Raw genomic sequence first — 25,429 nt, 5'->3', positions numbered from 1 at the left:
CCCTTTCAAAGGGCAGGTTCCATTCCCCCTTTGCAGGAGCACCTCATGGCGACTGATATCGACCCCACCTCAATGGCCTATTCGCTGGCCACCCTGTACGTACAGAACGCACAGGACCAGCTGGATACGGAAAGCACGCGCGCCACGGCAACCGCCAGCGCGCTGACCAAGCTGCAATCCGCCCTGGCCACGCTGTCCGGCCAGAAAGGGATGGTTGCGAACACCGCGACGGTGAGCGACTCTTCCGCGCTCACGGCAAGCGCCAGCAGCAGCGCGGCCAGCGGCACCTATTCCCTGTACGTCGAGCAGATCGCCACGACCCACCAGATCGCATTCCAGGATCTGCCGGCGGAGCTGGACGTCTATGCAGACAGCCCCCTGGTGATCACCCTGGGCGACGGCTCCAGCATCAGCCTGGATCTGCAGACCGCGGATGCCGACGGTGACGGCAAACTCACCCCGGCAGAGATCGCGCGTGCGATCAACCAGGCCGACAATAACAACGGCAAGGTCGTCGCTTCGGTGGTGACCGTGGGGAACAAGAGCCAGCTCATCCTCAGTGCCGGTGAAAGCGGCACGGCCGGCGCGATCAGCGTCGATGTCAGCGGCCTGCCGGACGGTGATCTGAAGACCGCCTTGTCCTCCAGCAAGGAGCTGGTGGCCGCACAGGACGCCATCGTCTGGCTGGGCGACAAGGATACCGGTATCAAACTGGAGCAATCCAGCAACACCTTCACGGCGATCAGCGGCGTCACGCTGACGCTCACCAAGGCCAGCACCTCCGCCATCACCCTGTCGGTCGACAGCGACCTCAGCGGTACCACGGCCAATCTGCAGTCCTTCGTGGATGCGTACAACGCACTGGAAAAGATCCTCGACACGCTGACCGCCAACGGCAGCTCCACCACGGATTCCGCCGCCTTCGCCTCGGATTCCGGCATCCGCGCCCTGCGTTCGCGCTTGTCGAGCATCCTGCGGGAATCCGTCGATGGCGTCAGCCTGATGACCTACGGCATCACCACCAGCAAGGACGGCAGCATCTCTCTGGACAGCGACAAGCTGGAAGCTGCGCTGGCCAAGAATCCCGATGGTCTGGATTCCCTCTTCGGCAGTACCACCAAGGGCAGCCGCAGCGGCGTGCTCGGGGATTTCACCACCTATCTGGAGCTCTGGACCAACAGCACCAACGGGCTGATCAAATCTCGCAAGGACTCCGTGGAGCGCACTCAGAGCCGCTTGGACACGCGCCAGACCCGCATCGACGAAAACTACGAGCGCGCCTACAACCGCTACCTCGTCCAATACACCGCGCTGCAGACCCTGCAAACCCAGATGGAATACACCTCCAGCATCTTCGACGCCTACTTCGGCACCAGCAGCAGTAGCAGCAGCAGTTGATGCCTTCACAGGGACGGACATGACCACACTCGCTTACGACGCTTACCAGAGCTATCAGACAGTCAATGTCGATGCGCAGACAGCCCAGGCATCTCCCGTGCAACTGGTGTTGTTGCTGATGGATGGCCTGCTCGACGAGCTGGCGCGTGCACGGGCCCATATCGAGGCCCGCCGCTTCGAGCTCAAGGCCCGCAGCCTGGAGCGCGCCATCGGCATGCTCAACGGGTTGTCCAGCGCCCTCGACATGGATGCCGGCGGCGAGGTCGTGGCCAATCTTGAACGGCTCTACGCATTCTGCGCGGAGCATCTCCATCAGGCCGGCGTGGCACTGGACCCCGGCAAGATCGACGAGGTCGTCGCGATCCTGCAGACCTTGCGTGAAGGCTGGCAGAGCGTCCAGGCAAAAAATGGCTGAAGCACAGGCGCTGCGCGAACTGGCACAACGCCTCGGCCAGGCCACGGTCCGCGAGGACTGGGAGACCGTTGCGCGACTGGATGCCGAAGTGGCCGTCGCACTGCGCCGCCTGCCGCCTGCCGCCCCGCCTTCCGCGGGCGAGCAGCAGGCACTCGGGTACCTGCGCCGCGTGCATGCGGAAGCCCTGTCGCGCTGCCGTCGGGAAACCGTACGGCTCGACGCCCGCCTGGCCGACATGCGTGACCGGCGTGAAGCGTGGACGGCCTATGCAGTGAATGACGAAGGGGATCAATTCCTATGACGACAATATCCACGGGGCAGCCCTCCACGCCCGCCAGCACCGTGCAGATCCTGCTGCAGATCGGCCAGCCGGAGGCGGAAGGCACATCGCTCGCCGGCATGGATTTCGGTGCGGCGCTGGATGCCGCGCTGATCGGCTATGGCGAGGCTGATACCGGGGATGCGGAGCGCCTGCTACAGCCGGCGCAGGTGCCGGGCGTACCCCATGCAGGATCCGATGAAGACGCCCCGCAGACGGATGGCAGCACTCCGCAGGTGCTTGCCCCGGTGCAAGGGCTGTTGCCCGAAGCGGTGATGCTCACGGTGAATCTCGTGATGCGCCAGCTGGATGCCGTGGCGCAGGGCGGTGACGGGGAAAGCGCCCCGGCTGGCGCCTTGCCCGCCACGGGCGAAGTGGAGGGCGGCGTTTCCCAGGCGGCGGCCATGCCGCAGGTGACGCCACGACCAGCACAGAACCTCGCCACCGAAGATGCCGGCACGGAGTTCCTTGCCGCGTCCACGGGCGCCGCCGTGCCTGATGAGGCTGAAAGCGAAGCCTTGCGTCAGGTGAAGGCCATCGAATTGCCAGGTGTCGCCACCAAGGCTGCCGCATCACCGGCAGCGGCCGCCGGAAGCGTGGCGGCGCTGAAAACCGGGGGTGCCGAAGCCGCTGCACAGGTCGACGCCGACCTTGCACCTGTCATGCAGGGGAATGCGACAGGAACGTCCACGGTGACACAGAGCGGCGTCGCCGTGCTCAAGCTGGCCGGCACCGAGAGTTCGCAGTGGCGCGAGCCCTTGATGCAGGCACTGGGCGAACGCCTGCAACTGCAATCCACACACACCCTGGATCAGGCCACGATCCGCCTCGATCCGCCCAGCCTGGGGCGCATCGAAATCGGTATCCGCCACGAGAACGGCGCGCTGACGGTACAGCTCTCCGCCACGCACCAAGAGGTGCTGCGCCAGTTGCAGGGCATCGGCGAACAACTGCGCCAGGACCTCTCGGTCCGCCATCAGGGCGAAGTCTCCGTGCAGGTTGAGGAATCCTCGGCCTCGCGCAGCCTGTTCGGTGAAGCCTCGGCCGACGGACGTCAGCGCCAGCAGCAAGGAGCGCAGCGGGAAGCGCCGGGCCAAGCCCTGGCGGAAGCCGACGACCGCGATGAGTCGGCCCGTAACGGTTCCGGCGAGCAGGAGCAGGCGGCATGAACAAACTGAAGCTGATCCTGCTGTTTCTGATCGCCGGCGTGCTGCTGGCCGGCGCTGGCGCCGGCGGCGCCTGGTGGCTGCTGCGCGCCCGCGCGCCCGCAGTGGCGGGCGAGACCCCGGCTCCCGCCGTGGAAAAGGACAAGCGCAACTACAAGTACGTGAGCCTGGACAAGGTGATCGTCATGTTGCGCAGCGATTCCGGCGCACCGATGTCGCACTACCTGGCGATGGATCTGGTGTTCAAGGCCGAGGAAAAGGCCGAGAAGCACACCAAGGAACACCTGCCGCTGCTGCGCAGCATCGCGGTGAAGGCGCTGTCCGCCTACACCCTGGAGGAAGCGCTGAACAAGTCGATCGACGATCTGACGGTCGACGTCAACCGGGCCTTCACCGAAGGCTACGCCCGCGACAATGCCGAGCAGCCCTTCGTCGAAGCGCTGATCAGCAAGCTGATCATCGAGTAGGCGGCATGGATATGAACATGGGCTACGCACAGACTTGTGAAGCGGCGGTGGAACAGCAGCATCTGCTGGCCTACCTGCCGCTGGTCAAGCGCGTGGTCCGCCAGCTCGCCTCGCAGACCGGCGGCGCCATCGACCGTCAGGACATGGAGCAGATCGGGTTGCTCGGGCTGCTGGATTGCCTGCGCCGCTATGGCACGCCGGACGAGAAGTTCGGCGCCTACGCCCAGCTGCGCGTACGCGGCGCGATCCTCGACGAGCTGCGCCGCCAGGATTGGCGGCCACGTTCGGTGCGCCAGGAAAGCCACCGCCTGCGCGACGCGATCCGCGATCTGGCACGGCGCCTGGGGCACGAGCCGGGTGAGGCCGAGGTCCAGCAGCATCTCGGGCTCTCCGCCGAGGCCTACCAGGCCTACCTGATGGCGGAGAACGCCGAGGCGCTGGCGAGTTTCGACGAAATGATCCAGATCCTCGGCGAGCAGGCGTCCGAGCAGCCGACGCCGGAAACCCAGCTGATGCGCCGCCGCAGCATCGAGCAGGCACTGCGCCGGCTGGACGAGCGCGAGCAGCGCGTGATCCAGCTGTATTACGAATTCGACCTGAGCCTCAAGGAGATCGCCGCCGTACTCGAACTCACCGAGGCCCGTGTCTGCCAGATCAACAAGGGAGCACTGCGCAAGATGCGCGAGTGCCTGCAGTCGCACTGAGTGCCAGGAAGGAACGCCAGACCATGCAACAGATCCTCGGAATCGTCATCGTCCTGCTCACCGTGTTCGGTGGATTCATGCTTGGCGGCGGCATCCTGCGCGTCATCTGGGAGCCCGTCGAGCTGATCATCATCTGCGGTGCGGCGGTCGGCGCCCTGGTGCTGGGAAATCCGCGTCACGTACTGGCCGAGATGTGGCTGCAGCTCAAGCAGATCATCACCATGCGCAAGAACGGCGCGGAGTACCAGCGCCAGCTGCTGTTGCTGATGTATGAACTGCTGCAGACCGCCGCCGGCGGCCTCAAGGCGCTGGATGCGCACGTCGAGGAGCCGCACAAAAGCCCCCTGTTCCAGCGTTATCCGCTGATCCTCAAGGATCCGAAGCTACTGCACTTCATCGTCGACAACTTCCGCCTGATGGCCATGGGCAAGATCAACGCGCATGAGCTCGAAGGCGTGCTCGATCAGGAGCTGGAAGCCATCCACGAGGAACTGGCCCAGCCCGCCAAATCCCTGCAGAAGATCGCTGAAGCCATGCCTGGCTTCGGCATCCTCGCCGCCGTGCTGGGCATCGTGATGGCCATGAATACCGTGGGCGAGGGGGCGAATTCAGCCGAGATCGCCGAGCGCGTGGCTGCGGCCATGGTGGGGACTTTCATCGGCATCTTCTTCTGCTATGGCGTGCTCGATCCGATTTCCAACGTCATGAACCAGGTGGTGACGGAGGAAATCTCGGCGCTGGAATGCGTGAAGGTAGTGCTGGTCACCCACGTGGCCGGCAAGCCTGCGCTGCTGGCGATCGACGCCGGGCGCCGCCTGGTGCAGCTGAACATCAAGCCCAGCTTCGCGGAGCTGGAAGGCTGGATCAATGCCATGAACGACGAGCCGATCCCGGCGCGGGGAGGGCAGCGTGGCTAAGGCCAGCGACAACAAGCACGAAGAGACCATCGTCAAGAAGGTCGCACGCAAGCATGGCCATGAAGGCCATGGCAGCGCCTGGAAAGTCGCGTTCGCCGACTTCTGCCTGGCGTTGATGTGCCTGTTCCTCGTGCTCTGGGTCATGGCCGCGCGCAGCGCCGAGCAGATGGAGGAAGTCTCGCGCATGGCGCAGGGCCAGACCATCAACGAAGGTGCCGAGCGCCGCGTCGAGACCATCGGCGGCCCGCGCGGCAGCCTCATCGACCGTCATCCCGTGCCGGCCCAGGGCGACACGCTGTCGCCACGCCGCCGTTTCACCAATGGCGACGACGATGCGGAGCTGCTGCTCGGCAAGCGCCGCCTGGAGTCGCCGGAAGACATGCAGGCCTTGGCGCGCGTGCTGCAACGCCTGACGGACCGCGCCGGCCTGGGCAATAACCTGCGTACCGAAGTGACGCTGCAGGGTTTGCGCGTGATGCTGCATGACACCGACAAGCAGGGCATGTTCGCGCGCGGCTCGGCGATGCCTAGCGAGCAGTTCCGTGCATTGCTGCAGAAGATGGGGCCGCTGTTCAGCCAGATCGAGAATCAGATGCTGATCCTCGGCCATACCGATGCCCTGCCCTATCGCGAGCGTGGCCCCTCGGCCTATTCCAACTGGACGCTTTCCAACGAGCGCGCCATGGCCGCGCGGCTGAACATGCTGGCCGGCGGCATGCCGCAAGGCAGCGTGCTGCAGGTCATCGGCATGGCCGACCGCGCGCCGCTGGACCGCGACGATCCACGGGCCGCGGTCAACCGGCGCATCGAACTGATGATTCTGAGCACGCGCCAGGCGGAGAACCTGGCGGCCATGTTCGGCATGCCGGGCGAGGTGGCGACGCTGATCGACGGCGTGACCACCACGTCCGAAGGCAATACCCCGTTCAATCTTCTGCAACCCGGCCGTCGGCCGGAGGACGCGCGCGCGGTGCGCGCGCCACGTAGCGAGTAGCCATTCATGAAAGTGCGAGGTCAACGGATGAAGATCACAGGAGCCATGACGCCCGCCGCACCGGCCGTCGCCCAGCGCACCGAGACGGAGGCCGCAGCGCCGGCCGCCACGGCAGCCGCGGGTGCGGCCACGTCGGCACAGTCGGCCGGTCTGCAGCAGGCACAGGCCAGTCTGGCCGGTCTGCCGGAAGTCGATCAGGCCAAGGTGGCGGCCCTGCGCGATGCGCTCGCCAGGGGCGAACTGCCTTTCGATCCGGCCAAGCTCGCCGCACTGATCGATCGCTATCACGGAGGCAAGCCATGAAGAACATCGATCTGCTCAAGCGCATCGTGTTCGGCATCCAGTCGGACCTGGTGGATTACCGCTCGCTGCGCGAGCTGCAGGAAAAGCAGTTCGAGGCCGCCCTGCGGCACGACACCGCCGCACTGGTGGATGTCGCCAGCGACATGGGCATGCTCTGCGCCGAGCTGGAGCGCCGCCGCCGGCACCGTGTCGCCCTGCTCGAGCAGGAGCCGGAGCTGGCCCGGCTGCCGTGCGAGCAGCAGGTGCCGAGCCTGCTGGAACAACTGCCCTCCGCGCCACGCACGCTGGCCATGGCGGCCTGGCAGGATCTGGGCGGCCTGATCCGTGAATGCAAGGCGCTCAACACGCGCAATTGCCAGCTGATCGTGGATCAGTACGAAATCATGCAGCGGGTGCTTGGCCAGGAAGAGGCAACCTATGCTCCGCGCTGATTTCTTCGACGCGCCGGGTCTGCTGCCCGCAGCCGGATCGGCTCCGGTGGCTGGCAACTCGACTGGCGGAGGCGCGCAACAGACGGGCTTCTCCGGGCTGATGCGCGAACTCAACGCGGACATCCAGCGCTATATCGAGCGTGGCGATGGAAGTTCGCCGGCGGCTTCCTCGCTGAATGCCGAGGCCCGCGCATGGCTTGCCCGCGTGCAGGGCGGAACGGAGGCTTCCGCGCTGGGCGAGGAGGGCGAGCTGTCAGCCACGCAGCGCAGTTTCGTCGACAGCATCGCGCCGCTGGCGCGCGATGCCGCGCAGCGTCTGGGGGTGGCGCCGGAGATCGTCGTCGCGCAGGCCGCGCTCGAAACCGGCTGGGGCACGCGGCCGATCCGTCGCGCCGATGGCAGCGACAGCAACAACCTTTTCTCGATCAAGGCCGGGTCCAGCTGGCGTGGCGACAGCACCGAGATCATGACCACGGAATTCGATGGCACGGGCATGGTGTCCCAGCGCGACAGTTTCCGCGCCTACACCGATCCGGCCGCCGCATTCGAGGATTTCACGCGCCTGATCAGCAGCAGCCCGCGTTATCGCGAAGCGCTGAATGCCGGCGGTGACGTGCGGGCGTATGCCCAGGCCCTGCAGCGCGGCGGCTATGCCACCGACCCGGACTACGTCGGCAAGCTCGCGCGCATCACCGCGCAGATTCAGGGGGATTGAGGCATGGCGTCCGCAGGCTCCACCTCGTCGATGCCGACCACCCGCGCGCGGATCAGCTTGCCGCTGGTGAGGTTGCGCACGCTGATGGTTTCGCCCTGGTGGCCATTGTCGACCGCCTGTCCGGCTGCGGCGACGGCGATGTTGCCGTTGCGCGCCATGATGCGCACGTTCGCACCGCGCCGGACCAGCAACGCCGGTGCCAGGGTCCGCCGGTTGATCACCTGGCCGGGTTGCAGCGCGCGCCGGCTGGCCTGGCCGGCCAGTTCCTCGACATCGGCGACGGTTTCCGCCGGGTTGGGCAGATCGCGCCGCTCCAGTTTGACGTCGTCTTCGGTGAGCGGGCGCCTGGCTTCGATGCGCGTGGCCGCGACCAGCACCCGTGCGCTGAGCGCACCGCGCACCAGGTATTCCTCGCGCCAGTTGCCGCTGGTGCAGGCCAGCGCGAAGCGCATGCGCGAGATCTGGCGCGTGTCCAGCGCCGAGATTTCCGGTGGCGTGGCACAGGTTTTCGGCGTCCGTCCGGTCGGCGGCACCACGCGTAGCGTGAGCAGCGGTTCCTGCAAGGCATGGCGCTGCGCCAGTTCTTCCAGCCAGCGGCGTGCGGCGTTTTCCACCAGCTCCGTGCCGCTCGGAGCAGCGACCGAAACCCCCGTCACCATGGCCGGGAGCATGGCCAGGCAGCACATCTTCATGAAAGGCAAGCGCATGAGCATCGATTTCAGCAAGGCGATAGGACTGCACGGCGAGGCGCTGAGCCTGCGCGCCGAGCGCACGAAGATTCTCGCATCAAATCTGGCCAACGAAAGCACGCCTGGCTACCAGGCGCGCGATATCGATTTCGCCGCCAGCCTGAAACGGGCGATGGCGGGTGACGGACTGGACACGCTCAGCGCCGGAACGCCGGAATTGCTCTACCGCGTGCCCTTCCATCCCAGCGCGGATGGCAACACCGTGGAGCTGGGCGCCGAGCAGGCCGCATTTTCGCAGAACGCTTCTGACTTCCAGACCAGCCTCACCTTCCTCAATCTGAAACTCAAGGGCCTTGCCCGCGCCATCGAGGGTCAATGACATGTCATTCCGTGAGATATCGCAGATCGCCGGCTCGGCCATGACGGCCCAGAGCCTGCGCCTGAACACCGTGGCGAGCAACCTCGCCAACGCGCAGACGGCGGCCGGCGCCGAGGACCAGACCTATCACGCCCGCAAACCGGTGTTCGCCACCGTGTATCGCGGCGGCTACGACGAGCAGCTCGCCGGCGCCAGCGTGCAGGTGCTCGATGTGGTGGAGAGCACCGAGCCGTTGCGCCAGGTCTACGAGCCGGAAAACCCGCAGGCGAATGAAGACGGCATGGTCTTCTACCCGAACGTGAATCCCGTGGCGGAGATGACCGACATGCTGGAGGCCTCGCGTGCCTTCGAGACCAACGTCGAGGTGATGAGCCGCGTCAAGAACATGCAGCAATCGCTGCTGCGACTGGGAGAAAGCTGAAATGGAAATCTATACCTCGACGTCGTCGACGTCCTCATCCACGAGCAGCAGCACGGTTTCATCCAGTACGTCGGGCTCCGTGTCCTATATGTTCATCACCCTGCTGGTGGCGCAGATCCAGAATCAGGATCCGCTCGATCCGGTCGATGCCAGCGAATTCGTGAATCAGCTGACCCAGCTGTCGCAGATGGAGGCCCTGCAGACCCTGGCCAGCCAGAGCGAGTCAACCAACTCCGCGCTGGAAAGCCTGCAGGTGATGGCCATGGCCTCCCAGCTGGGATCCGACGTGAGCGTGCGGACCACCTCGCTAGAGGTTGGCGAGGACGCCGTGCAGGGCAGCTTCACCCTGTCGAGTTCGAGCAGTGCCACCAGCGTGGTGCTGACCAACAGCGCCGGCAAGACATACAGCCTGGATCTGGGCACCCAGTCGCCCGGCACGGTGAGCTTCACGCTGGATCCGGACGAACTCGGCATTCCGGCCGGCAGCTACAGCATCAGCGTCAAGACATCGAACGATTCCTCTCCCGGTGTCGACATCATCGGCCAGTTGCAGGGCGTCAAGATCAGCGACAGCGGCGTGATCCTGTCCGTCTCCGGCATCGGCGATGTGTCTTCTTCCGTGGTCACCGGCTTCTTCGCCCACGCTTCCTGATTTCTCCCGTATTGCCCGGATACCCTTGAAAGGAAACCATCATGAGCTTCTCGATTGCACTGTCTGGCATCAACTCCGTCAATTCCCAGCTGGATGTCATCTCCAACAACATCGCCAACTCGGGGTCCTATGGCTTCAAGACTTCGCGTGCGAACTTCTCCGCGACCTACGCGGGCTCCCAGGCAAGCGGCACCCAGGTTTCGTCGATGACCCAGTCGATGGAAACGGATGGCGGCATCCTGACCACCGGACGCAGCCTGGATGTTTCCATCAGCGGTACCGGCTTCTTCGTCACGAAGGATGCCAGCGGCACCGAGCTCTACACGCGGGTGGGCATCTTCTCGCTGGATACCGACGGCTATCTGGTGGACAGCTTCGGCAACAAGGTCCAGGGCTATCAACAGGCGCTGGATGCCAATGGCAACCCCGTCACCGGCGCCGCACTGGGCGCGATAGGCAACCTGCAAGTCTCCAACGGCCAGATCCCGGCCAAGGCGAGCACCTCGCTGGATTACGCAGGCAACCTCTCCGCCGACTGGGAAACCAAGACTGCGGCCTTCGACAAGGACGACGCCTCGACCTACAACAGCTCCGTCGTCTCGGTGGTCTATGACTCCCTGGGGGCTCAGCACACGGTCAGCCAGTATTTCGTCAAGACGGATACCAACGAAGTCACCGTGTATTACTCATTCGACGGCGATCAGCTGGGCACGACGGCAACCATGTCGTTTGACGAGAACGGTCAGCTGACCTCGGCCGACAGTGTTACCGTGGCGCTGGGCACGCCCACCGGTGCGGCCGCGATGAGCATCGCGATCGACTATTCCGGCATCACCCAGTACGCGGGTTCGGCCACCACCACGACCAACAGCGCGGATGGCTACGCCTCGGGCGCCTATACCCGCGTGGCGGTCAACGAGGATGGCGGCATCTACGCCCAGTACAGCAACGGCGAGACCCAGAAGGTGGGCACCATCGCGCTGGCCACCTTCGTCAATCAGGGGGGCCTGGTGCAGGTCAGCGATACCGCCTGGACCGCCTCCAACGCTTCGGGCACGCCGCTGTACGCAACACCCGGCACCAGCATGGCCGGCACGCTCGTTTCGGGATCGCTGGAGGAATCCAACGTCAACATGACCGAGCAACTGGTCGACCTCATGTCCGCACAGCGCAACTACCAGGCCAACACCAAGGTGATTTCGGCCGAAAGCGAAATGATGCAGACGCTGATGCAGGCCATCTGACCGGTGCGGGGTGAGCAGCCATGGATGCACTGATCTACACCATCATGAGCGGCGCCGAACGGGCCTTGAAGGCCCAGCAGGTGCACGCCAACAACCTGGCCAACCTGGAAACTGCGGGTTTCCGTGCCGATCTGGAACTGGCCACCAGCAGCCAGGTGCAGGGCTACGGCTACGATGCCCGTCACATGAGCCAGTTGCAGGCGGACACGCTCACGCTGCGCGAAGGCGTGGTGCGTGAAACCGGGCGCGAGCTGGACGTGGCCATCGGCGGCAAGGGCCTGCTGGCGGTGCAATACGGCGAAGGCGAAGCCTATACGCGTGCCGGCGGTCTCGATATCGATGCCGAGGGCGCGCTGTCGGTGAATGGCCGGCCGGTCATGGGTGACGGCGGCCCCATCGTGCTGCCGGAATACACCCGGCTTTCCATCGCGCAGGACGGTACGGTCTCGGTGCTCACGCCTGGGCAGACGGAGATGCAGGTGATCGACCGCCTCAAGCTCGTCTCTGCCGAGGCTGGTGGGCTCACCAAGAACGTCGCCGGCCTGCTGGTGCCGCGTAACGGTGGCGAGTTGCCTGCGGACGAGACCGTGCGCGTGCGTGGCGGCTATCTGGAAGGCAGCAACGTCTCGGCAGTGGAAGAGATGGTGGCCACCATGAGCCTCAACCGTGATTTTGAAATCCAGATGCGTCTGTACAAATCGGCCGATTCCATGGCCGAGACAGGCAATCGTCTCGTGCGCGAATGAGCGCACGCCTAGTTTGAGGAGCAGAACATGAATCCGGCAATGTGGATCAGCAAGACGGGCGTGCAGGCCCAGGACGCCAAGCTGCAGGCGATCGCCAACAACCTGGCGAACGTCAATACGGTTGGCTTCAAGCGCGACCGCGTGATGTACGAAGACCTCTTCTACCAGGTCGAGCGCCAGCCCGGCGCACAGCGCGACGACGCCACCAACTCGCCCACCGGCGTGATGCTCGGCAACGGCACGCGCGTGGCCGGCACCCAGAAAGTCTTCACCACGGGCAGTCTGCAGACCACCAGCCAGGCGCTGGACGTGGCCATCGTCGGCAACGGCTTCCTGCAGGTGCAGATGGCCAATGCCACGGACATCACCATCGCCGAGAACGGCATCGTCAGCGTGACGGTTTCCGGCAGCACCACGTCGACCCAGCTGGGGCAGCTGACGCTGGCCGGCTTCATCAATCCGGCCGGCCTGCTGGCCCTGGGCGACAACCTCTATCAGGAAACCGAAGCCAGCGGCGCCCCTACCGAAGGCGTGCCCGGGGAGGATGCGCTCGGCAAGATCAAGCAGGGCGCGCTGGAAGGCTCCAACGTGCAGGTGGTGGAAGAGATGGTCGACATGATCGCGGCGCAGCGTACCTACGAGATGAACACCAAGGTGCTCTCGGCGGCGGACAACATGCTGCAGGCCCTCGCCCAGGCGGTGCGCTGAGATGTGGCGCGCTGCCGTCCTCGTGCCGATGCTGCTGGCGGGTGGCTGCTCCGTGCTGCCCGAGGTGCCGCCGCCCGCCGACGACGGGGCGCGCCTCAACCTGCCGCCGCCCGTGGTGCGCAAGGGCAGCGCGGGCGGTACCTTCACGCCCGACACGCCCTGGCTGCTGACTTCGGACAGCCGTGCCTTCCGCCCCGGCGATCTGCTCACCGTGATCCTTTCGGAAACCACCCAGGCCAGCAAGACTGCCGATACCAAGTTCGGCAAGAGCGGCAGCGTGGGCATCTCGCCCTCGGTGATCTTCGGCACTAACGTCGCCAAGACCGAGGTCGGCATCGATGCCTCGCGCGACTTTGCCGGCAGTTCCTCCAGCACGCAGCAGAACACCTTGCAGGGCGCCATCACCGTGGTGGTGCACGAGGTGTTGCCCAACGGCCTGCTGCGCGTGAGCGGCGAGAAGAGCCTGTACCTGAACCAGGGTGAGGAATTCGTGCGCCTTTCCGGTTACGTGCGTGCCGGCGACATCGACAACGGCAACCGCGTGTCATCGCAGCGCGTGGCCAATGCGCGCATCACCTATTCCGGCCGTGGCGCCGGCCACGACGCCAACAGCGCCGGCTGGCTGACGCGTTTCTTCACCAGTCCGTGGATGCCGTTCTGAGGGAGCAGACCATGAAACATCGTCTATCCGTATCGTGCTGGGCGCTCGTGCTCCTGCTGCTCGCCCTGCCTGCCGGTGCCGCGCAGACCCTGCGCCAGCTGGCGAGCGTCGAAGGCGTGCGGGACAACCAGCTGCTGGGTTATGGCCTGGTGGTCGGCCTGCAGGGCAGCGGCGACAGTACCCAGGTGAAGTTTTCCGGCCAGTCGGTAACCAACCTGCTCAAGCAGTTCGGCGTGCAGGTGTCGGAGAGCGCCAACCCGAAGCTCAAGAACGTGGCCACGGTGATGGTCAGCGCGGTATTCCCGCCGGGATACCGCAAGGGGCAGAGCATCGATGTCACGGTCTCCTCGCTGGGTGACGCAAAGAGCCTGCGCGGCGGCATGCTGCTGCTCACACCGTTGCGCGCAGCGGATGGCGAAGTCTATGCGCTGGCCCAGGGGCAGCTGGTGGTGGGCGGCGTGGCCGCCCAGGGTGCCAGCGGTTCCAGCGTGACCATCAATTCCCCCACGTCCGGCCGCATCCCCAACGGTGCCACGGTGGAGCGCGAGATCGAGACCGATTTCGACGCCACGCCCAGTGTGCGCCTGAGCCTGCGCCATCCGAACTTCCAGACTGCCACCAACATCGTGCAGGCGATCAATGCCCGCTACGGCGAGATTGCTTCGGCACGCGACGCCACCGGTGTCGAGGTGCTGGCTCCCGCTGATCCGACGCAGCGCGTCGCCTTCGTCGCCGACCTCGAAGGCCTGTCGGTGGAAGCCGGCGCCGCACGGCCGAAGATCATCTTCAATTCGCGCACCGGTACCGTGGTGATCACCGAAGGCGTGCGCGTACGTGCTGCCGCCGTGTCCCATGGCGCGCTGAAGGTGGTGATTTCGGAAAACCCGCAGGTGAGCCAGCCGGCGCCGTTCGCCCGTACCGGGCAGACCGTGGTCACGCCGCAATCGCAGATCAGCGTCGAGCAAGGCGGCGGGCGCATGTTCGCCTGGCCCCCCGGCGCGCAGCTGCAGACCATCATCGATACCGTCAACAGCACCGGCGCCAGCCCGGACGACATCATGGCGATCCTGCAGGCGCTGGATCAGGCGGGTGCCATCGATGGCGAGCTGATCGTCATCTGAGTGAATGAGGAAGATGCCATGAAGAACATTTCCGCGCTGTCAGCCGAGGTCGCTCAATCGGGCGCGTCTGCGGAGGAGCAGGTGACCGCCAGCCCGCTGGACGACCCGGCCTATCGCGCCCGGGCCGAAGCCGCCGCCGAGAAGTTCGAATCCTTCTTCATCGCCAGCATGCTCAAGCAGATGCGCGAAACCACGGAAGCGATGGCGGATGAGGACAGCATTTTCCGCAACCGCGTCAGCCGCGAGATGCTGGCCCTGGCGGACGGACAGTTTGCCGACGTGATGGCCGGGCAGCGCGCTTTCGGCATCGCCGACGTCATCCTGCGCCAGTTGCTGCCGAGTGACGCCAGCGCAGTTAAGGGATAGGCCGCAGCGGTCGCCCTTCCCCTATCAGAAGCGCCTGTGACGGCGCACACCCTGAAGAAAGCCACCCATCATGAGCATCATCAACAACGCACTGAGCGGTGCCCTGGCGGCCCAGGCCGGCCTCTACACCACCAGCCAGAACGTGGCCAACGTCATGACCGATGGTTACACGCGACAAGGGGTGCTCCTCAGTTCGGTACAGAGCACGCGTACCGGCGCCTCTGCGGCGGGCAACGGCGTCACGGTCTCTTCGCTGCTGAGATTTTCGGATGGCTACAAGAACATGCAGTTGTGGAGTGCTGCATCCGAGCTGGGGCGCTATGACGTTGCGCAGACCTATCTGACCCAGCTCGAGCAGGTGATGGGAGATGATTCTTCCAGCATCAACGATGCACTCGACGCACTCTTCGCCGCGCTCAATGCCGCCAGTGTGGAGCCGACCTCCAGCCCTCTGCGCCAACAGGTGATCACGGCCGCCGATGCATTGGCCCAGGGCTTCAACAGTCTCAACCAGGTGCTCTCCAATCAGCGCGCGGCGGTTCAGCAGCAGCGCAGCACGGTGGTGGCACAGATCAACACGCTGACGGCCGACATCGCCACCCTGAACAAGCAGATTGCCGCGGCCCAGGCCAGTGGCGCCAACGTTTCCGGCCTGCTGGACGCGCGTGACAGCAAGATCGACTCGCTCTCCGGCATGGTCGGTGTGCAGGTGGTCGAGCAGGCTGACGGCACCACCAGCGTGTCGCTCAAGCTCGATTTCGCCAAGGAAAGCTTCACGATTGCCTCGACCGGTAACCTCGGCGGGCAGCTGGGGGGGCTGGATGACGTCGAGCAGAATGTGCTGCTGCCAATGATGACGGCCATCACCGACATGGCCTGCGAATTCTCCGCGGCGGTGAACCAGCAGCTGTCGAACGGTTACGGCCTCGATGGTACGCAGCAGAGCGTGGACCTGTTCACCTTCAACCAGAGCAGCGTCACCAGCATGCTCAGCATCAACTCCGGGCTGACAGCCTCGATGCTGGGCTTCTCGGCGAGTGCGGACGAAGCCGGCAACAGCGAGAACCTGCTGGCGGTCATCGCCATCCAGTCGTCTCCGATCGACGTGGATTCGCTGGGCTCCGTGACTGTCAGCGATGCCTTCACCCAGCTGGTCGGCAAGCTGGGGATGCAGAGCCAGCAGAATCAGGCCTCCCTGAGCACGGCCCAGACGGTGCGGGACCAGGCCGAGGAAAGCTGGAACTCCACCAGCGGGGTCAATAGCGATGAGGAAGCGGTCAACCTGATCCAGTATCAGCAGATGTACCAGTCGAACCTCAAGGTCATGGCCGTGGCCACGGAGTTGTTCGAGGCAACGCTGGATCTGATCGGCTGACGCCATGGCCCTGCGTAGCGCCGCAGCCGTGGGACGGGCGGTAGAGCCGATTCCTGCCGACATGGATGTCTCTCCGTTCACGGTGCTGGACGTGCTGCAGATCACACAGGATCTGCAGCGCCTGGCCGAGTCGGGGGCTGCGATCACGCTGTATCCGCCCGGGCAGGTGTCTTATGTACTGGGGCGCCTGGGCGAGGTGGACGGCGCGGCGGGAAAGATCGTCTTCGACCCCGTGGGCGAGCCCATCGTGCCGACGGGAGAGCAGCTTTTCGTCGCCCTTCAGGGCGGCACCAAGTATCAGTTCGTCACGGCCTGGCAACCCGAGGCACCAGGCATGAGCGCACGCCGCATGGCGATGCCCCTGCCGCAGCGTCTCGTGAAGCTGCAGCGGCGTCGCCACATGCGCCAGAACGCGCCGATCGGGCTGCCATTCCAGGCGGATTTCGGCTTTGCCGGGCGGGCGTATTCATTGAGCGTGGTCGATTTGTCGCCGGGCGGCGTGGGGCTGCGAGCCTCGCCGAAAGAGGCCGGGCGGCTGGTGATCGGCAGGCGCCTGCCGCAGGTCAGGCTATGGTTGGGCGACGGGATCGCCATCGAGGTCGATCTCGAAATCCGCTCCCGTTTTTTGTGGCGGACTTATCTGCTGGGTGAGCAATACCTGATCGGGTGCTCCTTTCCGGCGTTGGGCGCGGATGACGAAGCCGTGCTGCAGGCAGCCCTGGCCCGCCTGAACCGATCAATGGGGGCTGCGGCGGAATGACCTGTCCGTTCCGTGAGCCGGGGTTGAACGCACAATTGCGGAGATTGTTATGAGAATTGCCAGCACGCAGTACCACAGCACCATGAATACCGCCCTGCAATCCGCCTCCGCGCGTCTGGAGAGCATCATCGCCAAGATGGCGAGCGGGCAGAAGCTGTCGGTGCCTTCGGATGATCCGGTAACCCATGTGCGTCTCTCGCGCCTGAATCGAGAAGAAGCCGCGCTCGCCCAGTATCGCGACAACATCGGCGCCTTGCAGGTACGCCTGACGCAGAATGAAACGACGCTGGACAGCATGAGCTCGGACCTGCAGGACGCGCGTGACCTGATGGTCTGGGCGCTGGACGGCAGCAATTCCGCCGAGGATCTGAGCGCCATGTCCTCATCGCTCGAAGCGCTGCTCAGCAGTCTTTACTACAGCGCCAACAGCAAGGATCAGGAAGGGCGTTACCTCTTTTCGGGAACGCTGACCGACACCGCCAGCGTGAGCTATGACGAAAGCGCGCCTCTGGGATCCCGCTACAGTTTTGACGGCAACACCACCAAACAGGATGTCGTGGTCGGCAATGGCGTGACCCAGGCCGCCAACGTGACGGTGGAAGAACTGCCGGCGGTGCTGAACCTGCTGGAGAACACGATTTCGCTGCTCCAGACCGATGACGTGAACGTCAATGACACCGCCGTGCGCGACCAGCTGACCAGCATGCTCAACGGCATCGATGCCGCGATGGATTCGCTGAGCGGCAAGATCGCCAGCCTTGGCGGCATCCAGAACGTCCTGGAGACCATGGACAACAATCACGCCAACGTCAGCGTGGCCAACTAGCAGGCCCTGATCGATCTCGGCCAGCTCGACTACTCCGATGCCGCCGTCAAGCTGAATGGCTATTCCACCGCGCTGCAGGCCACGCAGAAGGCGTATGCGCAGATCAGCAAGCTTTCCCTGTTTGATATTCTCTGAGCGATGCAGATCGATCTCGTCCGTAACCCCGCACTTTCCGCCCCCCAGCAGATCACGGCCAGCACCGGCAAGGTGCAGGCCGGCACGGCTGTCGCAGCCGTGGCGGAGCAGAGTCGTGTGGACGGGATCGGGCAGGCTTCGTCATTGCGTGCCAGCCTGATCGGTGGTGATGATTCGCGCAATCGTGATGCCACCGTCGCCCAGCAGACCCTGGCGTTCATCGACTAGGTCAGGCCTCGTCTGGATGCGCTCAAGCAGTCGGCCAGTGCGGCCTTGTCCGGCAGCCAGATCGAGCAGGGCCGTCTCCAGGCGAAGCTGAACGATTTTTCGACTGCCTGGCAGCAGCGCCTGCAGGCCACCGGTGGCGGGCTGGACGCAACAGCGCGCTATGCCGAGGGCGGAAGTGCCCAGCAGCGCTTTTCCCTGCGTGGCATCGATGCCGCGAGCGTGCAGCTCGCACGCAGCGAAACCGTACAGTTTTCCCTGGGCACGCGTACTTCGGCGCCGGTGGTGCTGGAAGCGGGGCAGTCGGAGCAATCCACGGTGCGTACTCTGGATCAGGCACTGGCGCCGTTGGGTATCCGCGCGACCCGGAGCGATCGTGGCGAACTGGGCTTCCAGACGGCAGAGAGCAACTGGAATGCGGTGAAGAGCGGCATCCAGGTGCGTGGTGAAGGCCGGCTTTTCCCGACCGGGCGTTTCAGTGCGCTGCGCGCGGAGGCATCCGCCACCACGGTCCAGCCGGAGCGCTGGAGCGTGGCGGATGCCGAGGGCGTCCAGCAAACACTGACCCAGGCCGTTCGCCTGGGAGACAGCCTGACGCGCGCGCGCCGGGCTGCGGAGGCGAACCTGGATCAGCTTGCCGCCACGGATGAAACCGTGATCGGCATCGACCAGGCACAGATCCTGACCGATGATTTCACCTAGTTGGCGGAGGGGGCGACCTATACCGCCGTCCGCGAACTGGCGCCTGCCGTCACGGGGCTGACGCGCGAACGCGTGAATACCCTGCTGCGCGGAGTCTGAGCCGGAGAGGCTTCCGCAGGCCTTACCCGGTATCGGTGTGGGCCAGTTCCCAGATGAAGGCTGGCGGCAGATTGGCCAGCACGATGCCGCTGCATTGCCAGCGCAAGCCGGTGTTGCCGGGCACGAACGGGACGGCCGGGAAGTAGGAATACTGGATCAGCGTGTTGTTGCGGTTGGCGGCCAACAGGCGCTCGATGTAAGCGGCGACTTCGCGCCGGTCGTCTTCCGGCAGCGAACGGAAGGGGATCGAGGAAATGACGGTGCAATTGCGCCCGACATAGGATTCCGACACCGGCTCGGGCACCGCCAGCGCATGTACACGCAGCTCGGGATGGCGTGTCTGCAGGATGCCGGCAAGCTTCTCGTTACATTCGAAGGCCACGTAGTCGCGAAACAGTCCATGGTCGATCCGGCGTGTGATGCTGCCGGTGCCTGCTCCCAGCTCGATCAGCGTGTCGGCCACCTGCCGCCGCCCGTGTGCACGCCGTGCGATGGCGTCGGCAAGCGCGCCGGAAGACGGCAGCAGCGCGCCCACGGTCGAAGGGGATCGTACGAAACAGCCGGTGAAATGCAGCATGTCGAGCATGGTTTCGCCTTTCGGAGAAGCTGCCTGCGGTTTTGCATTCAAGCGTAGGACAAGGCGGGGCGCTGCAGACAGTGCTGTCGCACGGCAAAGCGACCCTACGCAGTCATGCGTTTGCAGGTGAAACCGCATCAGCGGGCAATGCGCATGTCCATGACCTTCACCTTGCTGATGCCGAAGGTCTTGTGCACATATTTGCCATAGACCTCGACCTTCGTATTTTGATTCACAGGGGTTTCGAACGGCCAGCGCCCAGGCCGGTGTATTGCGCTGCGGCCGGCAGGGCCGAGAGGGTGAGGATTGCGGCGCAGAGAGTGATCAGGCGTTTCATTTCAGCTCCTTGGCAGAAGGCCGGATCAAAACCGCCCCGGCATGACAAGGATTCTGGCGGGCCATGCCTGAATGGAGGCTGAATGGCGCCACAGCTGGGGAGTCAGGTCTGGAAGCGTCTGAACTTGCCGGTCACCACACCCCAGATCACCAACTCGCTGCCATCCTCGGGCACCAGTTCGGCATCCTCCGGATTGTCGGTCTGCAGCGCAGTCTTGCGGCCACGATGGTGCAGGCGGCGTACCAGGCGCTCGCCATTCACGTAGGCCAGCACGAGATGGCCGTGTTGCGGCTGCAGCCCCTTGTCTACCACCAGGATGTCGCCATCGAAGATCTCCGCCGCCGCCATGGCATCGCCCCGGACCTGGAAGAAGAAGGTGGCTGCGTCGTTGCGTACGAGATAGTCGTGTACGTCCAGGCGTCGTGCTTCGTCATCCGGGCCCGCCTGCGGCGGCGTTTCCTGGCCGGAGCTGGCCAGTGGCGGCGGTAGCGCCTGCCGCGTCGCACGCCGGGGGCGCTTCACCTCGGCACAGGCTTCAGGGGGTGTCAGCGGCGAGGCGCCGACGAGGCTGACGAAGGGGAGTGCTAGCTGGACATCCATGGCAACGGCTCGGATGCTGTAAATGAATACAGTATCCGAGCCGCTACTGACGCTGTCAAGCACGGCGCCGATGCCGACGGGGATTCCGGCTTTCCGCGCCTACAGCCAGCGTTCGGCGTTGTCCAGACGTAGTTTGCGCTGCGGGCCGCCGAGCAGGGCGCGGTCGATGCGGACCGGCAGGAAGGCGCGGCGCCAGGGCGGATGGCGATCGGCATTCGCGATGTTGAATTCGACGGGATCGCCCTGCTTGTCATCGACCACCAGATTCATGCTGTCCAGATGCGCGGTGCGGTGCTCCAGGCTGATGTAGTTCATCGGCTCGGCGAGCACCTGGGCCAGATAGTCGAGCTGGCGATCCAGCGCTTCGGCGGAGTTGCCCATCGCGGCCAGGCGTGTTTCGTTTTCTTCCAGCTGGCGCAGCAGGCGGCTGGATTCCTCCTCGTCGCCCTCGCCCACCCCCGCGTCGCCGAGAAAGGATTCCATGCCCATGCCGCGCTGACGCAGCGTGGTCAGGCGGGCACTCAGCAACTGTCGGTTGTTCTCCAGCTCGCGCCGCGTTTCCTGCTCGGACTGCATGGTGCCCAGCGCGATCAGCGCGAGCTCGTCGAGCAGGCGGCGGGCGATGGCGCGGCGCAGGGTGTCTTCGTCGGGGGCGAACAGACGCAGCCGGTGCTTGTTGAATGAAAACGCGGTACGCGGGATCTCGCGTACCATCATGCTGCCCTGCATGGCGGTACCGAAGCGGCGTTGTTCGTTGAAGTCCATTGCCAGGATGGCGTAGATATCCTCGTCCACGGCAGCGCGCGCGGCGTGCGCGCGCAGGTCCTTGCAGCTGGCAAAGGTTTCGAGCATGTCCTTGGAGCGCGCGAAGAAAGCGCGGATCGACGGGTCCAGCGACCAGGACAGAGGGCCGACCTCATGCGCGGCCGGCACCAGATCGCGCAGCTCGTTGATATAACCCAGCGTGCGTGTCACCGGGCCGCTCAGCCGCTCGCGGTAGTGATGCACCAGGGGCAGGCGGGCATCGGTCACCTTGACGACATAATCGATGGTTTCATCCACCAGCGCGGAGGAAACCCGTGTCTGGTCGAGCTTTGGCGTGCTCTGACGGAACCAGTCCAGCAATCCCATTCTGTAAATCCAATCTTTTCGAGAGGGTGCAAGGGTACGCCTTGCGGGTACGCTGTGCTATGTTCCAGCGCATGATCCAGACCGACCAGCTTTCCGCGCCACGCATCGTTTCGGCGGCCTCCTCGAACCCGCAGGAAGACGCCATCGAGCGTGCCCTGCGGCCCAAGCGGCTGGCCGAATATGTCGGCCAGAAGAAGATCCGGGAACAGCTGGAGATCTTCATCCATGCTGCCAGGAAGCGTAGCGAGGCACTGGACCACGTGCTGCTGTTCGGCCCGCCCGGCCTGGGCAAGACCACGCTGGCGCACATCATCGCCGCGGAGATGGGCGTGAACCTGCGCCAGACATCCGGCCCGGTGCTGGAGCGCGCCGGCGATCTCGCCGCCCTGCTGACCAACCTCGAACCGCATGACGTGCTGTTCATCGACGAGATCCACCGCCTCTCGCCGGTGGTCGAGGAAATCCTCTACCCCGCGCTGGAGGACTACCAGATCGACATCATGATCGGCGAAGGCCCAGCCGCACGCTCGGTGAAGCTGGATCTGCCGCCCTTCACGCTGGTCGGCGCCACCACGCGCGCCGGCATGCTCACCAATCCGCTGCGTGACCGCTTCGGCATCAATGCGCGGCTGGAGTTCTATACGCCGGAAGAATTGGGTTACATCGTCAGCCGCTCGGCCGGTCTGCTCGGTGTGCAGATCGAGGATGAAGGCGCGCTGGAGATCGCCCGCCGTTCGCGCGGCACGCCGCGTATCGCCAACCGTCTGCTGCGCCGTTGCCGTGATTATGCCGAAGTGAAGGCCGATGGCTGCATCAGCAAGGCCGTGGCGGATGCAGCGCTGTCGATGCTCGATGTCGACCGCCTGGGGCTGGACCTCATGGACCGCAAGATGCTGGGTGCGATGCTGGAGAAATTCGGTGGCGGTCCGGTCGGCCTGGACAACCTGGCTGCAGCCATCGGCGAGGCGCCGGATACCATCGAGGATGTGCTCGAGCCCTACCTGATCCAGCAGGGCTATCTGCAACGCACGCCGCGCGGCCGTGTCGCCACGCCGGCGATCTGGCGCCATTTCGGCCTGGCACAGCCGGGGAATGGCGCGTCCGACCTGTTCGAGAATCCATCGTGAAACCCTTGCCGCGCATCCTTGCCGCGCCTCTCAAGACCTTCCTCGCCGGCCTGCTGGCCTCGTTGCCGCTGATCCTCACCTTCCTGCTGCTGGGCTGGGTGGCCGGCCTGCTCAAGCAGTTCCTCGGCCCCGAGAGCCTGCCGGGGCGCATGCTCGCCGCCATCGGCCTGCACATGGTGGCGGATGAATGGACGGCCTATCTGCTCGGCGCGTTGGTGCTGGCCGGCATGATCTTTCTGCTCGGATTGGTGGTGCAGACCAGCCTGCGCGTCCATGTGGAAGCGCTGATCGACCGTTCGGTGCGCCGCCTGCCCGTGATCGGCCCACTCTACGAAGTTACCGACCGCTTCGTCGGCATGTTCGACCGCAAGCAGCAGGCCGACCTTTCCGCGATGAGCCCGGTGTGGTGCTTCTTCGGTGGCGAGAGGGGCACCGGCGTGCTGGCGCTGATGCCCAATCCGCAGCCCATCCTGTTCGGCGACAAGGCCTACCACGCGGTGCTGGTGCCCACGGCGCCGATCCCCGTCGGCGGCGGCCTGCTCTATGTGCCGGCCGAATGGGTCAAGCCCGCCGAGATCGGCGTGGAGCAGCTCACCAGCATCTACCTGTCGATGGGGCTGCATCAACCGCCTTCGCGCCCGGCGTCGCCAGCAGCCTGAGCCGCACGCATCGATGACGCCCGCAGCGGGATTTTTCCCGCCACGATGAGCGACGATATCGGCGACAATACTCACATTACCCAATCCGTGCGCATCATGAATCCTGAACTCCAGATCCCGCTCACCGACGCCGACTTCGCCGAACTCGACCGCCTGCTCGACAACTATCCCGGTTCCTGCTCGCTGGAGGAACTCGACGGCCTGTTCTGTGCGCTGATCGTCGGCCCGGAAGTGATCATGCCCAGCGAATGGCTGCCGGTGGTGCTGGGCGAGGAAGAAGCCTACGAGATCAGCGAGGAAGACACCCGCCGTGTCTTCGAACTGCTGCTGCGCCACTGGAATACCGTGGTCAGCGGCTTCCGCGAGGATTGGTCCGGCCTTTCCGCCGAGGAAGGTGCCGAGCAGATGTATTTTCCTTTCCTCGACGATCCCGCCGACAGTGGCTTCCCGCTCGCCGAAGGCTGGGCGCGCGGTTTCCGCGACGGTCTCGACTGGCTTGAGGAGCAGTACTGGGACGCGCTGGAGCAGGACGAGGAATGCGTCGCCGTGCTCAACCTCATCGCCGCCTTCGATACCGGCGAGAAATCGCCTGGCCAGCTGCTCACCGAGGACGAGCGTGACGAGGTGATCAGCCTGCTGGTGGCCGGCCTGCAATACATCTATGTGTTCTGGCGGCGCTACCTCAAGGTGGTCAATGCGCCGCGCGAGCCGGTGCTCGCCGAAGACGCTCCCGGGCGCAATGAAGAATGCCCCTGCGGCAGCGGCAAGAAGTACAAGAAGTGCTGCGGTTCGCCGGAAAAGCTCCACTGATCCGGCACTGACGCTTCGTGGCCCGCAGCATCCCGATCCTGCCCGCCGCCAGCGCGCGCACCACGCATGCTCCACGCCTCGCGGCCCCGCCGCCGCTGGCGCTGTACATCCATTTCCCTTGGTGCGTGCGCAAGTGCCCCTACTGCGATTTCAACTCGCATGCGGTCAAGGACGAAGGCATCCCCGAGACGGCCTATGTCGATGCCTTGCTGCGCGATCTCGAACTGGCGCTGCCGGGCGTGTGGGGGCGGCGTGTGCATACCGTTTTCATCGGTGGCGGCACGCCCAGCCTGATCTCGCCGCAGTCGCTGGAGCGTCTGCTGGCCGGTGTGCGCAACCTCGTGCCCCTGACGCCCGGCGCCGAGATCACGCTGGAAGCCAATCCCGGCACCGTGGAAACCGGCCATCTGCGTGATTTCCATGCCGCTGGTGTGACTCGTGTCTCGCTCGGCATCCAGAGCCTGAATCCGCGGCACCTGCAGGCGCTGGGGCGCATCCATGATCGGGACGAAGCCTTGCGCGCCATGGAAGCTGCCGCGCGCTGGTTCGTGACCTGGAACGTCGACCTGATGTACGCCCTGCCCGGGCAGAGCCTCGCCGAGGCACGGGAGGATCTGGAGGGCGTGCTGACCTTCGCGCCACCGCATCTCTCCTGCTATCACCTCACGCTGGAACCGAACACCCTGTTCCACCGCAATCCGCCTGCTCTGCCTGACGATGATCTCTCGGCGGATATGCAGGAAATGCTGGAAGCACGCCTGGCCGAAGCCGGCTATGCGCACTACGAGACCTCCGCTTTCGCCCGCCAGGGGCATCGCTGCCGCCACAACCTCAACTACTGGCAGTTCGGCGACTACCTGGGCATCGGTGCCGGTGCGCACGCCAAGCTTTCCGACCATCTCGGCATCCACCGCGAGGTTCGCCACAAGCATCCGGCCACCTATCTCGAAGGCGCCTCCCGTGATGATTTCATCCAGGCCAGGCATACAGTAGATGCCCACGATCTGCCCTTCGAGTTCATGATGAACGCATTTCGACTCACCGAGGGCGTGCCGCGTCATCTGTTCGAGGCGCATACCGGGTTAGCGCTGGACGTGGTGGCTGAGGAACTGATCGCTGCACGTCAGCGTGGGCTGCTGGAGATCGGCGACGGCCTGATCCGCCCTACCGAGCGTGGCCGGCGCTTCCTCAACGATCTGCTGGAAGTCTTCCTCGCGCACTGAGCGCCTGTACGTGGTCCGCGAAACCCG

33 protein-coding genes are annotated in these 25,429 nt (G+C 65.0%); 29 read left to right on the top strand and 4 right to left on the bottom strand.

The features are described from left to right. Positions 1 to 45 precede the first annotated feature (45 nt). Genes fliD through flgJ form a run of 11 tightly spaced genes read left to right on the top strand, consistent with a single transcriptional unit; the run spans position 46 to position 7,829 of the window. The gene (gene fliD, locus BGI27_RS05170) at positions 46 to 1,398 is read left to right on the top strand and encodes a flagellar filament capping protein FliD (RefSeq protein WP_095523830.1); all 1,353 of its coding nucleotides are present in this window, start codon (positions 46 to 48) and stop codon (positions 1,396 to 1,398) included. Between the two features lie 19 nt (positions 1,399 to 1,417). Beyond that, a complete protein-coding gene (fliS, locus tag BGI27_RS05165) occupies positions 1,418 to 1,813 on the top strand; it encodes a flagellar export chaperone FliS (protein ID WP_095523829.1) in 396 nt (131 codons plus the stop codon). Next, complete coding sequence (gene fliT / locus BGI27_RS05160; RefSeq protein ID WP_095523828.1) at positions 1,806 to 2,114, top strand: flagellar protein FliT; 309 nt, start codon at positions 1,806 to 1,808, stop codon at positions 2,112 to 2,114. Before fliS ends, fliT begins: the two co-directional genes overlap by 8 nt. After that, positions 2,111 to 3,301 carry a flagellar hook-length control protein FliK gene (locus BGI27_RS05155; RefSeq protein WP_095523827.1) on the top strand — a complete coding sequence of 397 codons (1,191 nt, stop codon included), beginning with the start codon at positions 2,111 to 2,113 and terminating at the stop codon, positions 3,299 to 3,301. The genes fliT and BGI27_RS05155 overlap by 4 nt, the downstream gene beginning before the upstream one ends. Next, complete coding sequence (locus BGI27_RS05150) at positions 3,298 to 3,765, top strand: flagellar basal body-associated FliL family protein (RefSeq protein ID WP_095523826.1); 468 nt, start codon at positions 3,298 to 3,300, stop codon at positions 3,763 to 3,765. Before BGI27_RS05155 ends, BGI27_RS05150 begins: the two co-directional genes overlap by 4 nt. Before the next feature lie 5 nt (positions 3,766 to 3,770). Further along, the gene (gene fliA, locus BGI27_RS05145) at positions 3,771 to 4,469 is read left to right on the top strand and encodes an RNA polymerase sigma factor FliA (RefSeq protein WP_095523825.1); all 699 of its coding nucleotides are present in this window, start codon (positions 3,771 to 3,773) and stop codon (positions 4,467 to 4,469) included. 23 nt (positions 4,470 to 4,492) lie between these two features. Beyond that, positions 4,493 to 5,386 carry a flagellar motor stator protein MotA gene (gene motA, locus BGI27_RS05140; RefSeq protein WP_095523824.1) on the top strand — a complete coding sequence of 298 codons (894 nt, stop codon included), beginning with the start codon at positions 4,493 to 4,495 and terminating at the stop codon, positions 5,384 to 5,386. Next, positions 5,379 to 6,380 carry a flagellar motor protein MotB gene (locus tag BGI27_RS05135; RefSeq protein ID WP_095523823.1) on the top strand — a complete coding sequence of 334 codons (1,002 nt, stop codon included), beginning with the start codon at positions 5,379 to 5,381 and terminating at the stop codon, positions 6,378 to 6,380. Before motA ends, BGI27_RS05135 begins: the two co-directional genes overlap by 8 nt. A 27-nt stretch (positions 6,381 to 6,407) precedes the next feature. Beyond that, the gene (flgM, locus tag BGI27_RS05130; RefSeq protein ID WP_095523822.1) at positions 6,408 to 6,683 is read left to right on the top strand and encodes a flagellar biosynthesis anti-sigma factor FlgM; all 276 of its coding nucleotides are present in this window, start codon (positions 6,408 to 6,410) and stop codon (positions 6,681 to 6,683) included. Further along, complete coding sequence (locus tag BGI27_RS05125) at positions 6,680 to 7,114, top strand: hypothetical protein (RefSeq protein WP_095523821.1); 435 nt, start codon at positions 6,680 to 6,682, stop codon at positions 7,112 to 7,114. Before flgM ends, BGI27_RS05125 begins: the two co-directional genes overlap by 4 nt. After that, on the top strand, positions 7,101 to 7,829 hold the full coding sequence (gene flgJ / locus BGI27_RS05120; RefSeq protein ID WP_223871610.1) for a flagellar assembly peptidoglycan hydrolase FlgJ: 729 nt from the start codon (positions 7,101 to 7,103) through the stop codon (positions 7,827 to 7,829). The genes BGI27_RS05125 and flgJ overlap by 14 nt, the downstream gene beginning before the upstream one ends. Here the strand turns inward: flgJ and flgA are convergent. Beyond that, on the bottom strand, positions 7,817 to 8,536 hold the full coding sequence (gene flgA, locus BGI27_RS05115; protein ID WP_170942928.1) for a flagellar basal body P-ring formation chaperone FlgA: 720 nt from the start codon (positions 8,534 to 8,536) through the stop codon (positions 7,817 to 7,819). The genes flgJ and flgA overlap by 13 nt on opposite strands. Between flgA and BGI27_RS05110 the strand changes: the two genes are divergently transcribed. The 14 genes from BGI27_RS05110 to BGI27_RS05045 all read left to right on the top strand — a co-directional run bounded on the left by BGI27_RS05110 (position 8,535) and on the right by BGI27_RS05045 (position 18,839). Next, a complete protein-coding gene (locus BGI27_RS05110; protein WP_095523819.1) occupies positions 8,535 to 8,897 on the top strand; it encodes a flagellar basal body protein in 363 nt (120 codons plus the stop codon). The two genes, flgA and BGI27_RS05110, sit on opposite strands and share 2 nt — an antisense overlap. A 1-nt stretch (position 8,898) precedes the next feature. Continuing rightward, positions 8,899 to 9,318, top strand: coding sequence for a flagellar basal body rod protein FlgC (gene flgC / locus BGI27_RS05105; RefSeq protein ID WP_095523818.1), 420 nt, complete (start codon positions 8,899 to 8,901; stop codon positions 9,316 to 9,318). Position 9,319: 1 nt separating this feature from the next. After that, positions 9,320 to 9,970, top strand: coding sequence for a flagellar hook capping FlgD N-terminal domain-containing protein (locus BGI27_RS05100; protein ID WP_095523817.1), 651 nt, complete (start codon positions 9,320 to 9,322; stop codon positions 9,968 to 9,970). A gap of 41 nt (positions 9,971 to 10,011) precedes the next feature. Then, positions 10,012 to 11,214: a flagellar hook protein FlgE gene (locus BGI27_RS05095; protein WP_095523816.1), complete on the top strand. Its 1,203-nt coding sequence runs from the start codon at positions 10,012 to 10,014 to the stop codon at positions 11,212 to 11,214. 20 nt (positions 11,215 to 11,234) lie between these two features. Further along, positions 11,235 to 11,960 (top strand): flagellar basal body rod protein FlgF, encoded by a 726-nt coding sequence (locus BGI27_RS05090; protein ID WP_095523815.1) that lies wholly within the window; start codon positions 11,235 to 11,237, stop codon positions 11,958 to 11,960. Positions 11,961 to 11,987: 27 nt separating this feature from the next. Then, complete coding sequence (locus BGI27_RS05085; protein ID WP_170942929.1) at positions 11,988 to 12,668, top strand: flagellar hook-basal body complex protein; 681 nt, start codon at positions 11,988 to 11,990, stop codon at positions 12,666 to 12,668. 1 nt (position 12,669) lies between these two features. Further along, positions 12,670 to 13,329: a flagellar basal body L-ring protein FlgH gene (gene flgH / locus BGI27_RS05080; RefSeq protein WP_095523813.1), complete on the top strand. Its 660-nt coding sequence runs from the start codon at positions 12,670 to 12,672 to the stop codon at positions 13,327 to 13,329. A gap of 11 nt (positions 13,330 to 13,340) precedes the next feature. After that, on the top strand, positions 13,341 to 14,450 hold the full coding sequence (locus BGI27_RS05075) for a flagellar basal body P-ring protein FlgI (protein ID WP_095523812.1): 1,110 nt from the start codon (positions 13,341 to 13,343) through the stop codon (positions 14,448 to 14,450). Between the two features lie 18 nt (positions 14,451 to 14,468). Then, the gene (locus BGI27_RS05070; protein ID WP_095523862.1) at positions 14,469 to 14,816 is read left to right on the top strand and encodes a rod-binding protein; all 348 of its coding nucleotides are present in this window, start codon (positions 14,469 to 14,471) and stop codon (positions 14,814 to 14,816) included. Positions 14,817 to 14,886: 70 nt separating this feature from the next. Then, positions 14,887 to 16,191 (top strand): flagellar hook-associated protein FlgK, encoded by a 1,305-nt coding sequence (gene flgK, locus BGI27_RS05065; RefSeq protein WP_095523811.1) that lies wholly within the window; start codon positions 14,887 to 14,889, stop codon positions 16,189 to 16,191. A gap of 4 nt (positions 16,192 to 16,195) precedes the next feature. Beyond that, the gene (locus BGI27_RS05060) at positions 16,196 to 16,951 is read left to right on the top strand and encodes a flagellar brake protein (RefSeq protein ID WP_095523810.1); all 756 of its coding nucleotides are present in this window, start codon (positions 16,196 to 16,198) and stop codon (positions 16,949 to 16,951) included. Positions 16,952 to 17,000: 49 nt separating this feature from the next. After that, entirely contained in the window at positions 17,001 to 17,777 is a 777-nt protein-coding gene (flgL, locus tag BGI27_RS05055) for a flagellar hook-associated protein FlgL (protein WP_223871609.1), read from the top strand. A gap of 138 nt (positions 17,778 to 17,915) precedes the next feature. Next, positions 17,916 to 18,140, top strand: a complete 225-nt coding sequence (locus tag BGI27_RS05050) for a hypothetical protein (protein WP_095523809.1) — start codon at positions 17,916 to 17,918, stop codon at positions 18,138 to 18,140. Positions 18,141 to 18,185: 45 nt separating this feature from the next. After that, positions 18,186 to 18,839, top strand: a complete 654-nt coding sequence (locus BGI27_RS05045; RefSeq protein ID WP_095523808.1) for a hypothetical protein — start codon at positions 18,186 to 18,188, stop codon at positions 18,837 to 18,839. A gap of 121 nt (positions 18,840 to 18,960) precedes the next feature. On the opposite strand, the gene BGI27_RS05040 is transcribed toward BGI27_RS05045, so the two are convergent. The 3 genes from BGI27_RS05040 to BGI27_RS05030 form a co-directional block, all read right to left on the bottom strand. Further along, entirely contained in the window at positions 18,961 to 19,524 is a 564-nt protein-coding gene (locus tag BGI27_RS05040) for a class I SAM-dependent methyltransferase (protein ID WP_095523807.1), read from the bottom strand. Positions 19,525 to 19,954: 430 nt separating this feature from the next. Continuing rightward, positions 19,955 to 20,452, bottom strand: coding sequence for a LexA family protein (locus tag BGI27_RS05035; protein ID WP_095530340.1), 498 nt, complete (start codon positions 20,450 to 20,452; stop codon positions 19,955 to 19,957). 99 nt (positions 20,453 to 20,551) lie between these two features. Beyond that, entirely contained in the window at positions 20,552 to 21,583 is a 1,032-nt protein-coding gene (locus BGI27_RS05030) for a hypothetical protein (protein WP_095523805.1), read from the bottom strand. A 71-nt stretch (positions 21,584 to 21,654) separates the two neighbouring features. Here BGI27_RS05030 and ruvB point away from each other — a divergent pair, with 71 nt between their 5' ends. From ruvB to hemW, 4 genes are read left to right on the top strand one after another with little or no spacing between them, the layout of a single operon-like run. After that, on the top strand, positions 21,655 to 22,710 hold the full coding sequence (gene ruvB / locus BGI27_RS05025; RefSeq protein WP_095523861.1) for a Holliday junction branch migration DNA helicase RuvB: 1,056 nt from the start codon (positions 21,655 to 21,657) through the stop codon (positions 22,708 to 22,710). Then, complete coding sequence (locus BGI27_RS05020) at positions 22,707 to 23,369, top strand: DUF502 domain-containing protein (RefSeq protein ID WP_223871608.1); 663 nt, start codon at positions 22,707 to 22,709, stop codon at positions 23,367 to 23,369. Before ruvB ends, BGI27_RS05020 begins: the two co-directional genes overlap by 4 nt. A 45-nt stretch (positions 23,370 to 23,414) precedes the next feature. Next, complete coding sequence (locus BGI27_RS05015) at positions 23,415 to 24,179, top strand: UPF0149 family protein (RefSeq protein ID WP_095523859.1); 765 nt, start codon at positions 23,415 to 23,417, stop codon at positions 24,177 to 24,179. A 17-nt stretch (positions 24,180 to 24,196) separates the two neighbouring features. After that, the gene (gene hemW, locus BGI27_RS05010; RefSeq protein ID WP_095523804.1) at positions 24,197 to 25,402 is read left to right on the top strand and encodes a radical SAM family heme chaperone HemW; all 1,206 of its coding nucleotides are present in this window, start codon (positions 24,197 to 24,199) and stop codon (positions 25,400 to 25,402) included. Positions 25,403 to 25,429: the final 27 nt, after the last annotated feature.

The sequence above is a fragment of the Candidatus Dactylopiibacterium carminicum genome, assembly GCF_014736495.1.
Taxonomy (GTDB): Bacteria; Pseudomonadota; Gammaproteobacteria; order Burkholderiales; family Rhodocyclaceae; genus Uliginosibacterium; species Uliginosibacterium carminicum.
The sequence above is the reverse complement of the archived record's forward strand: the minus strand, read 5'-3'. Positions and strand labels throughout refer to the sequence as shown.

Excerpts from the sequence above, each read along its gene's own strand:
- fliD (WP_095523830.1), top strand. The coding sequence starts at position 46 with ATGGCGACTGATATCGACCCCACCTCAATGGCCTATTCGCTGGCCACC.
- fliS (WP_095523829.1), top strand. The coding sequence starts at position 1,418 with ATGACCACACTCGCTTACGACGCTTACCAGAGCTATCAGACAGTCAAT.
- fliT (WP_095523828.1), top strand. The coding sequence starts at position 1,806 with ATGGCTGAAGCACAGGCGCTGCGCGAACTGGCACAACGCCTCGGCCAG.
- BGI27_RS05155 (WP_095523827.1), top strand. The coding sequence starts at position 2,111 with ATGACGACAATATCCACGGGGCAGCCCTCCACGCCCGCCAGCACCGTG.
- BGI27_RS05150 (WP_095523826.1), top strand. The coding sequence starts at position 3,298 with ATGAACAAACTGAAGCTGATCCTGCTGTTTCTGATCGCCGGCGTGCTG.
- fliA (WP_095523825.1), top strand. The coding sequence starts at position 3,771 with ATGGATATGAACATGGGCTACGCACAGACTTGTGAAGCGGCGGTGGAA.
- motA (WP_095523824.1), top strand. The coding sequence starts at position 4,493 with ATGCAACAGATCCTCGGAATCGTCATCGTCCTGCTCACCGTGTTCGGT.
- flgM (WP_095523822.1), top strand. The coding sequence starts at position 6,408 with ATGAAGATCACAGGAGCCATGACGCCCGCCGCACCGGCCGTCGCCCAG.
- BGI27_RS05125 (WP_095523821.1), top strand. The coding sequence starts at position 6,680 with ATGAAGAACATCGATCTGCTCAAGCGCATCGTGTTCGGCATCCAGTCG.
- flgJ (WP_223871610.1), top strand. The coding sequence starts at position 7,101 with ATGCTCCGCGCTGATTTCTTCGACGCGCCGGGTCTGCTGCCCGCAGCC.
- BGI27_RS05110 (WP_095523819.1), top strand. The coding sequence starts at position 8,535 with ATGAGCATCGATTTCAGCAAGGCGATAGGACTGCACGGCGAGGCGCTG.
- flgA (WP_170942928.1), bottom strand. The coding sequence starts at position 8,536 with ATGCGCTTGCCTTTCATGAAGATGTGCTGCCTGGCCATGCTCCCGGCC.
- flgC (WP_095523818.1), top strand. The coding sequence starts at position 8,899 with ATGTCATTCCGTGAGATATCGCAGATCGCCGGCTCGGCCATGACGGCC.
- BGI27_RS05100 (WP_095523817.1), top strand. The coding sequence starts at position 9,320 with ATGGAAATCTATACCTCGACGTCGTCGACGTCCTCATCCACGAGCAGC.
- BGI27_RS05095 (WP_095523816.1), top strand. The coding sequence starts at position 10,012 with ATGAGCTTCTCGATTGCACTGTCTGGCATCAACTCCGTCAATTCCCAG.
- BGI27_RS05090 (WP_095523815.1), top strand. The coding sequence starts at position 11,235 with ATGGATGCACTGATCTACACCATCATGAGCGGCGCCGAACGGGCCTTG.
- BGI27_RS05085 (WP_170942929.1), top strand. The coding sequence starts at position 11,988 with ATGAATCCGGCAATGTGGATCAGCAAGACGGGCGTGCAGGCCCAGGAC.
- flgH (WP_095523813.1), top strand. The coding sequence starts at position 12,670 with ATGTGGCGCGCTGCCGTCCTCGTGCCGATGCTGCTGGCGGGTGGCTGC.
- BGI27_RS05075 (WP_095523812.1), top strand. The coding sequence starts at position 13,341 with ATGAAACATCGTCTATCCGTATCGTGCTGGGCGCTCGTGCTCCTGCTG.
- BGI27_RS05070 (WP_095523862.1), top strand. The coding sequence starts at position 14,469 with ATGAAGAACATTTCCGCGCTGTCAGCCGAGGTCGCTCAATCGGGCGCG.
- flgK (WP_095523811.1), top strand. The coding sequence starts at position 14,887 with ATGAGCATCATCAACAACGCACTGAGCGGTGCCCTGGCGGCCCAGGCC.
- BGI27_RS05060 (WP_095523810.1), top strand. The coding sequence starts at position 16,196 with ATGGCCCTGCGTAGCGCCGCAGCCGTGGGACGGGCGGTAGAGCCGATT.
- flgL (WP_223871609.1), top strand. The coding sequence starts at position 17,001 with ATGAGAATTGCCAGCACGCAGTACCACAGCACCATGAATACCGCCCTG.
- BGI27_RS05050 (WP_095523809.1), top strand. The coding sequence starts at position 17,916 with ATGCAGATCGATCTCGTCCGTAACCCCGCACTTTCCGCCCCCCAGCAG.
- BGI27_RS05040 (WP_095523807.1), bottom strand. The coding sequence starts at position 19,524 with ATGCTCGACATGCTGCATTTCACCGGCTGTTTCGTACGATCCCCTTCG.
- BGI27_RS05035 (WP_095530340.1), bottom strand. The coding sequence starts at position 20,452 with ATGGATGTCCAGCTAGCACTCCCCTTCGTCAGCCTCGTCGGCGCCTCG.
- BGI27_RS05030 (WP_095523805.1), bottom strand. The coding sequence starts at position 21,583 with ATGGGATTGCTGGACTGGTTCCGTCAGAGCACGCCAAAGCTCGACCAG.
- ruvB (WP_095523861.1), top strand. The coding sequence starts at position 21,655 with ATGATCCAGACCGACCAGCTTTCCGCGCCACGCATCGTTTCGGCGGCC.
- BGI27_RS05015 (WP_095523859.1), top strand. The coding sequence starts at position 23,415 with ATGAGCGACGATATCGGCGACAATACTCACATTACCCAATCCGTGCGC.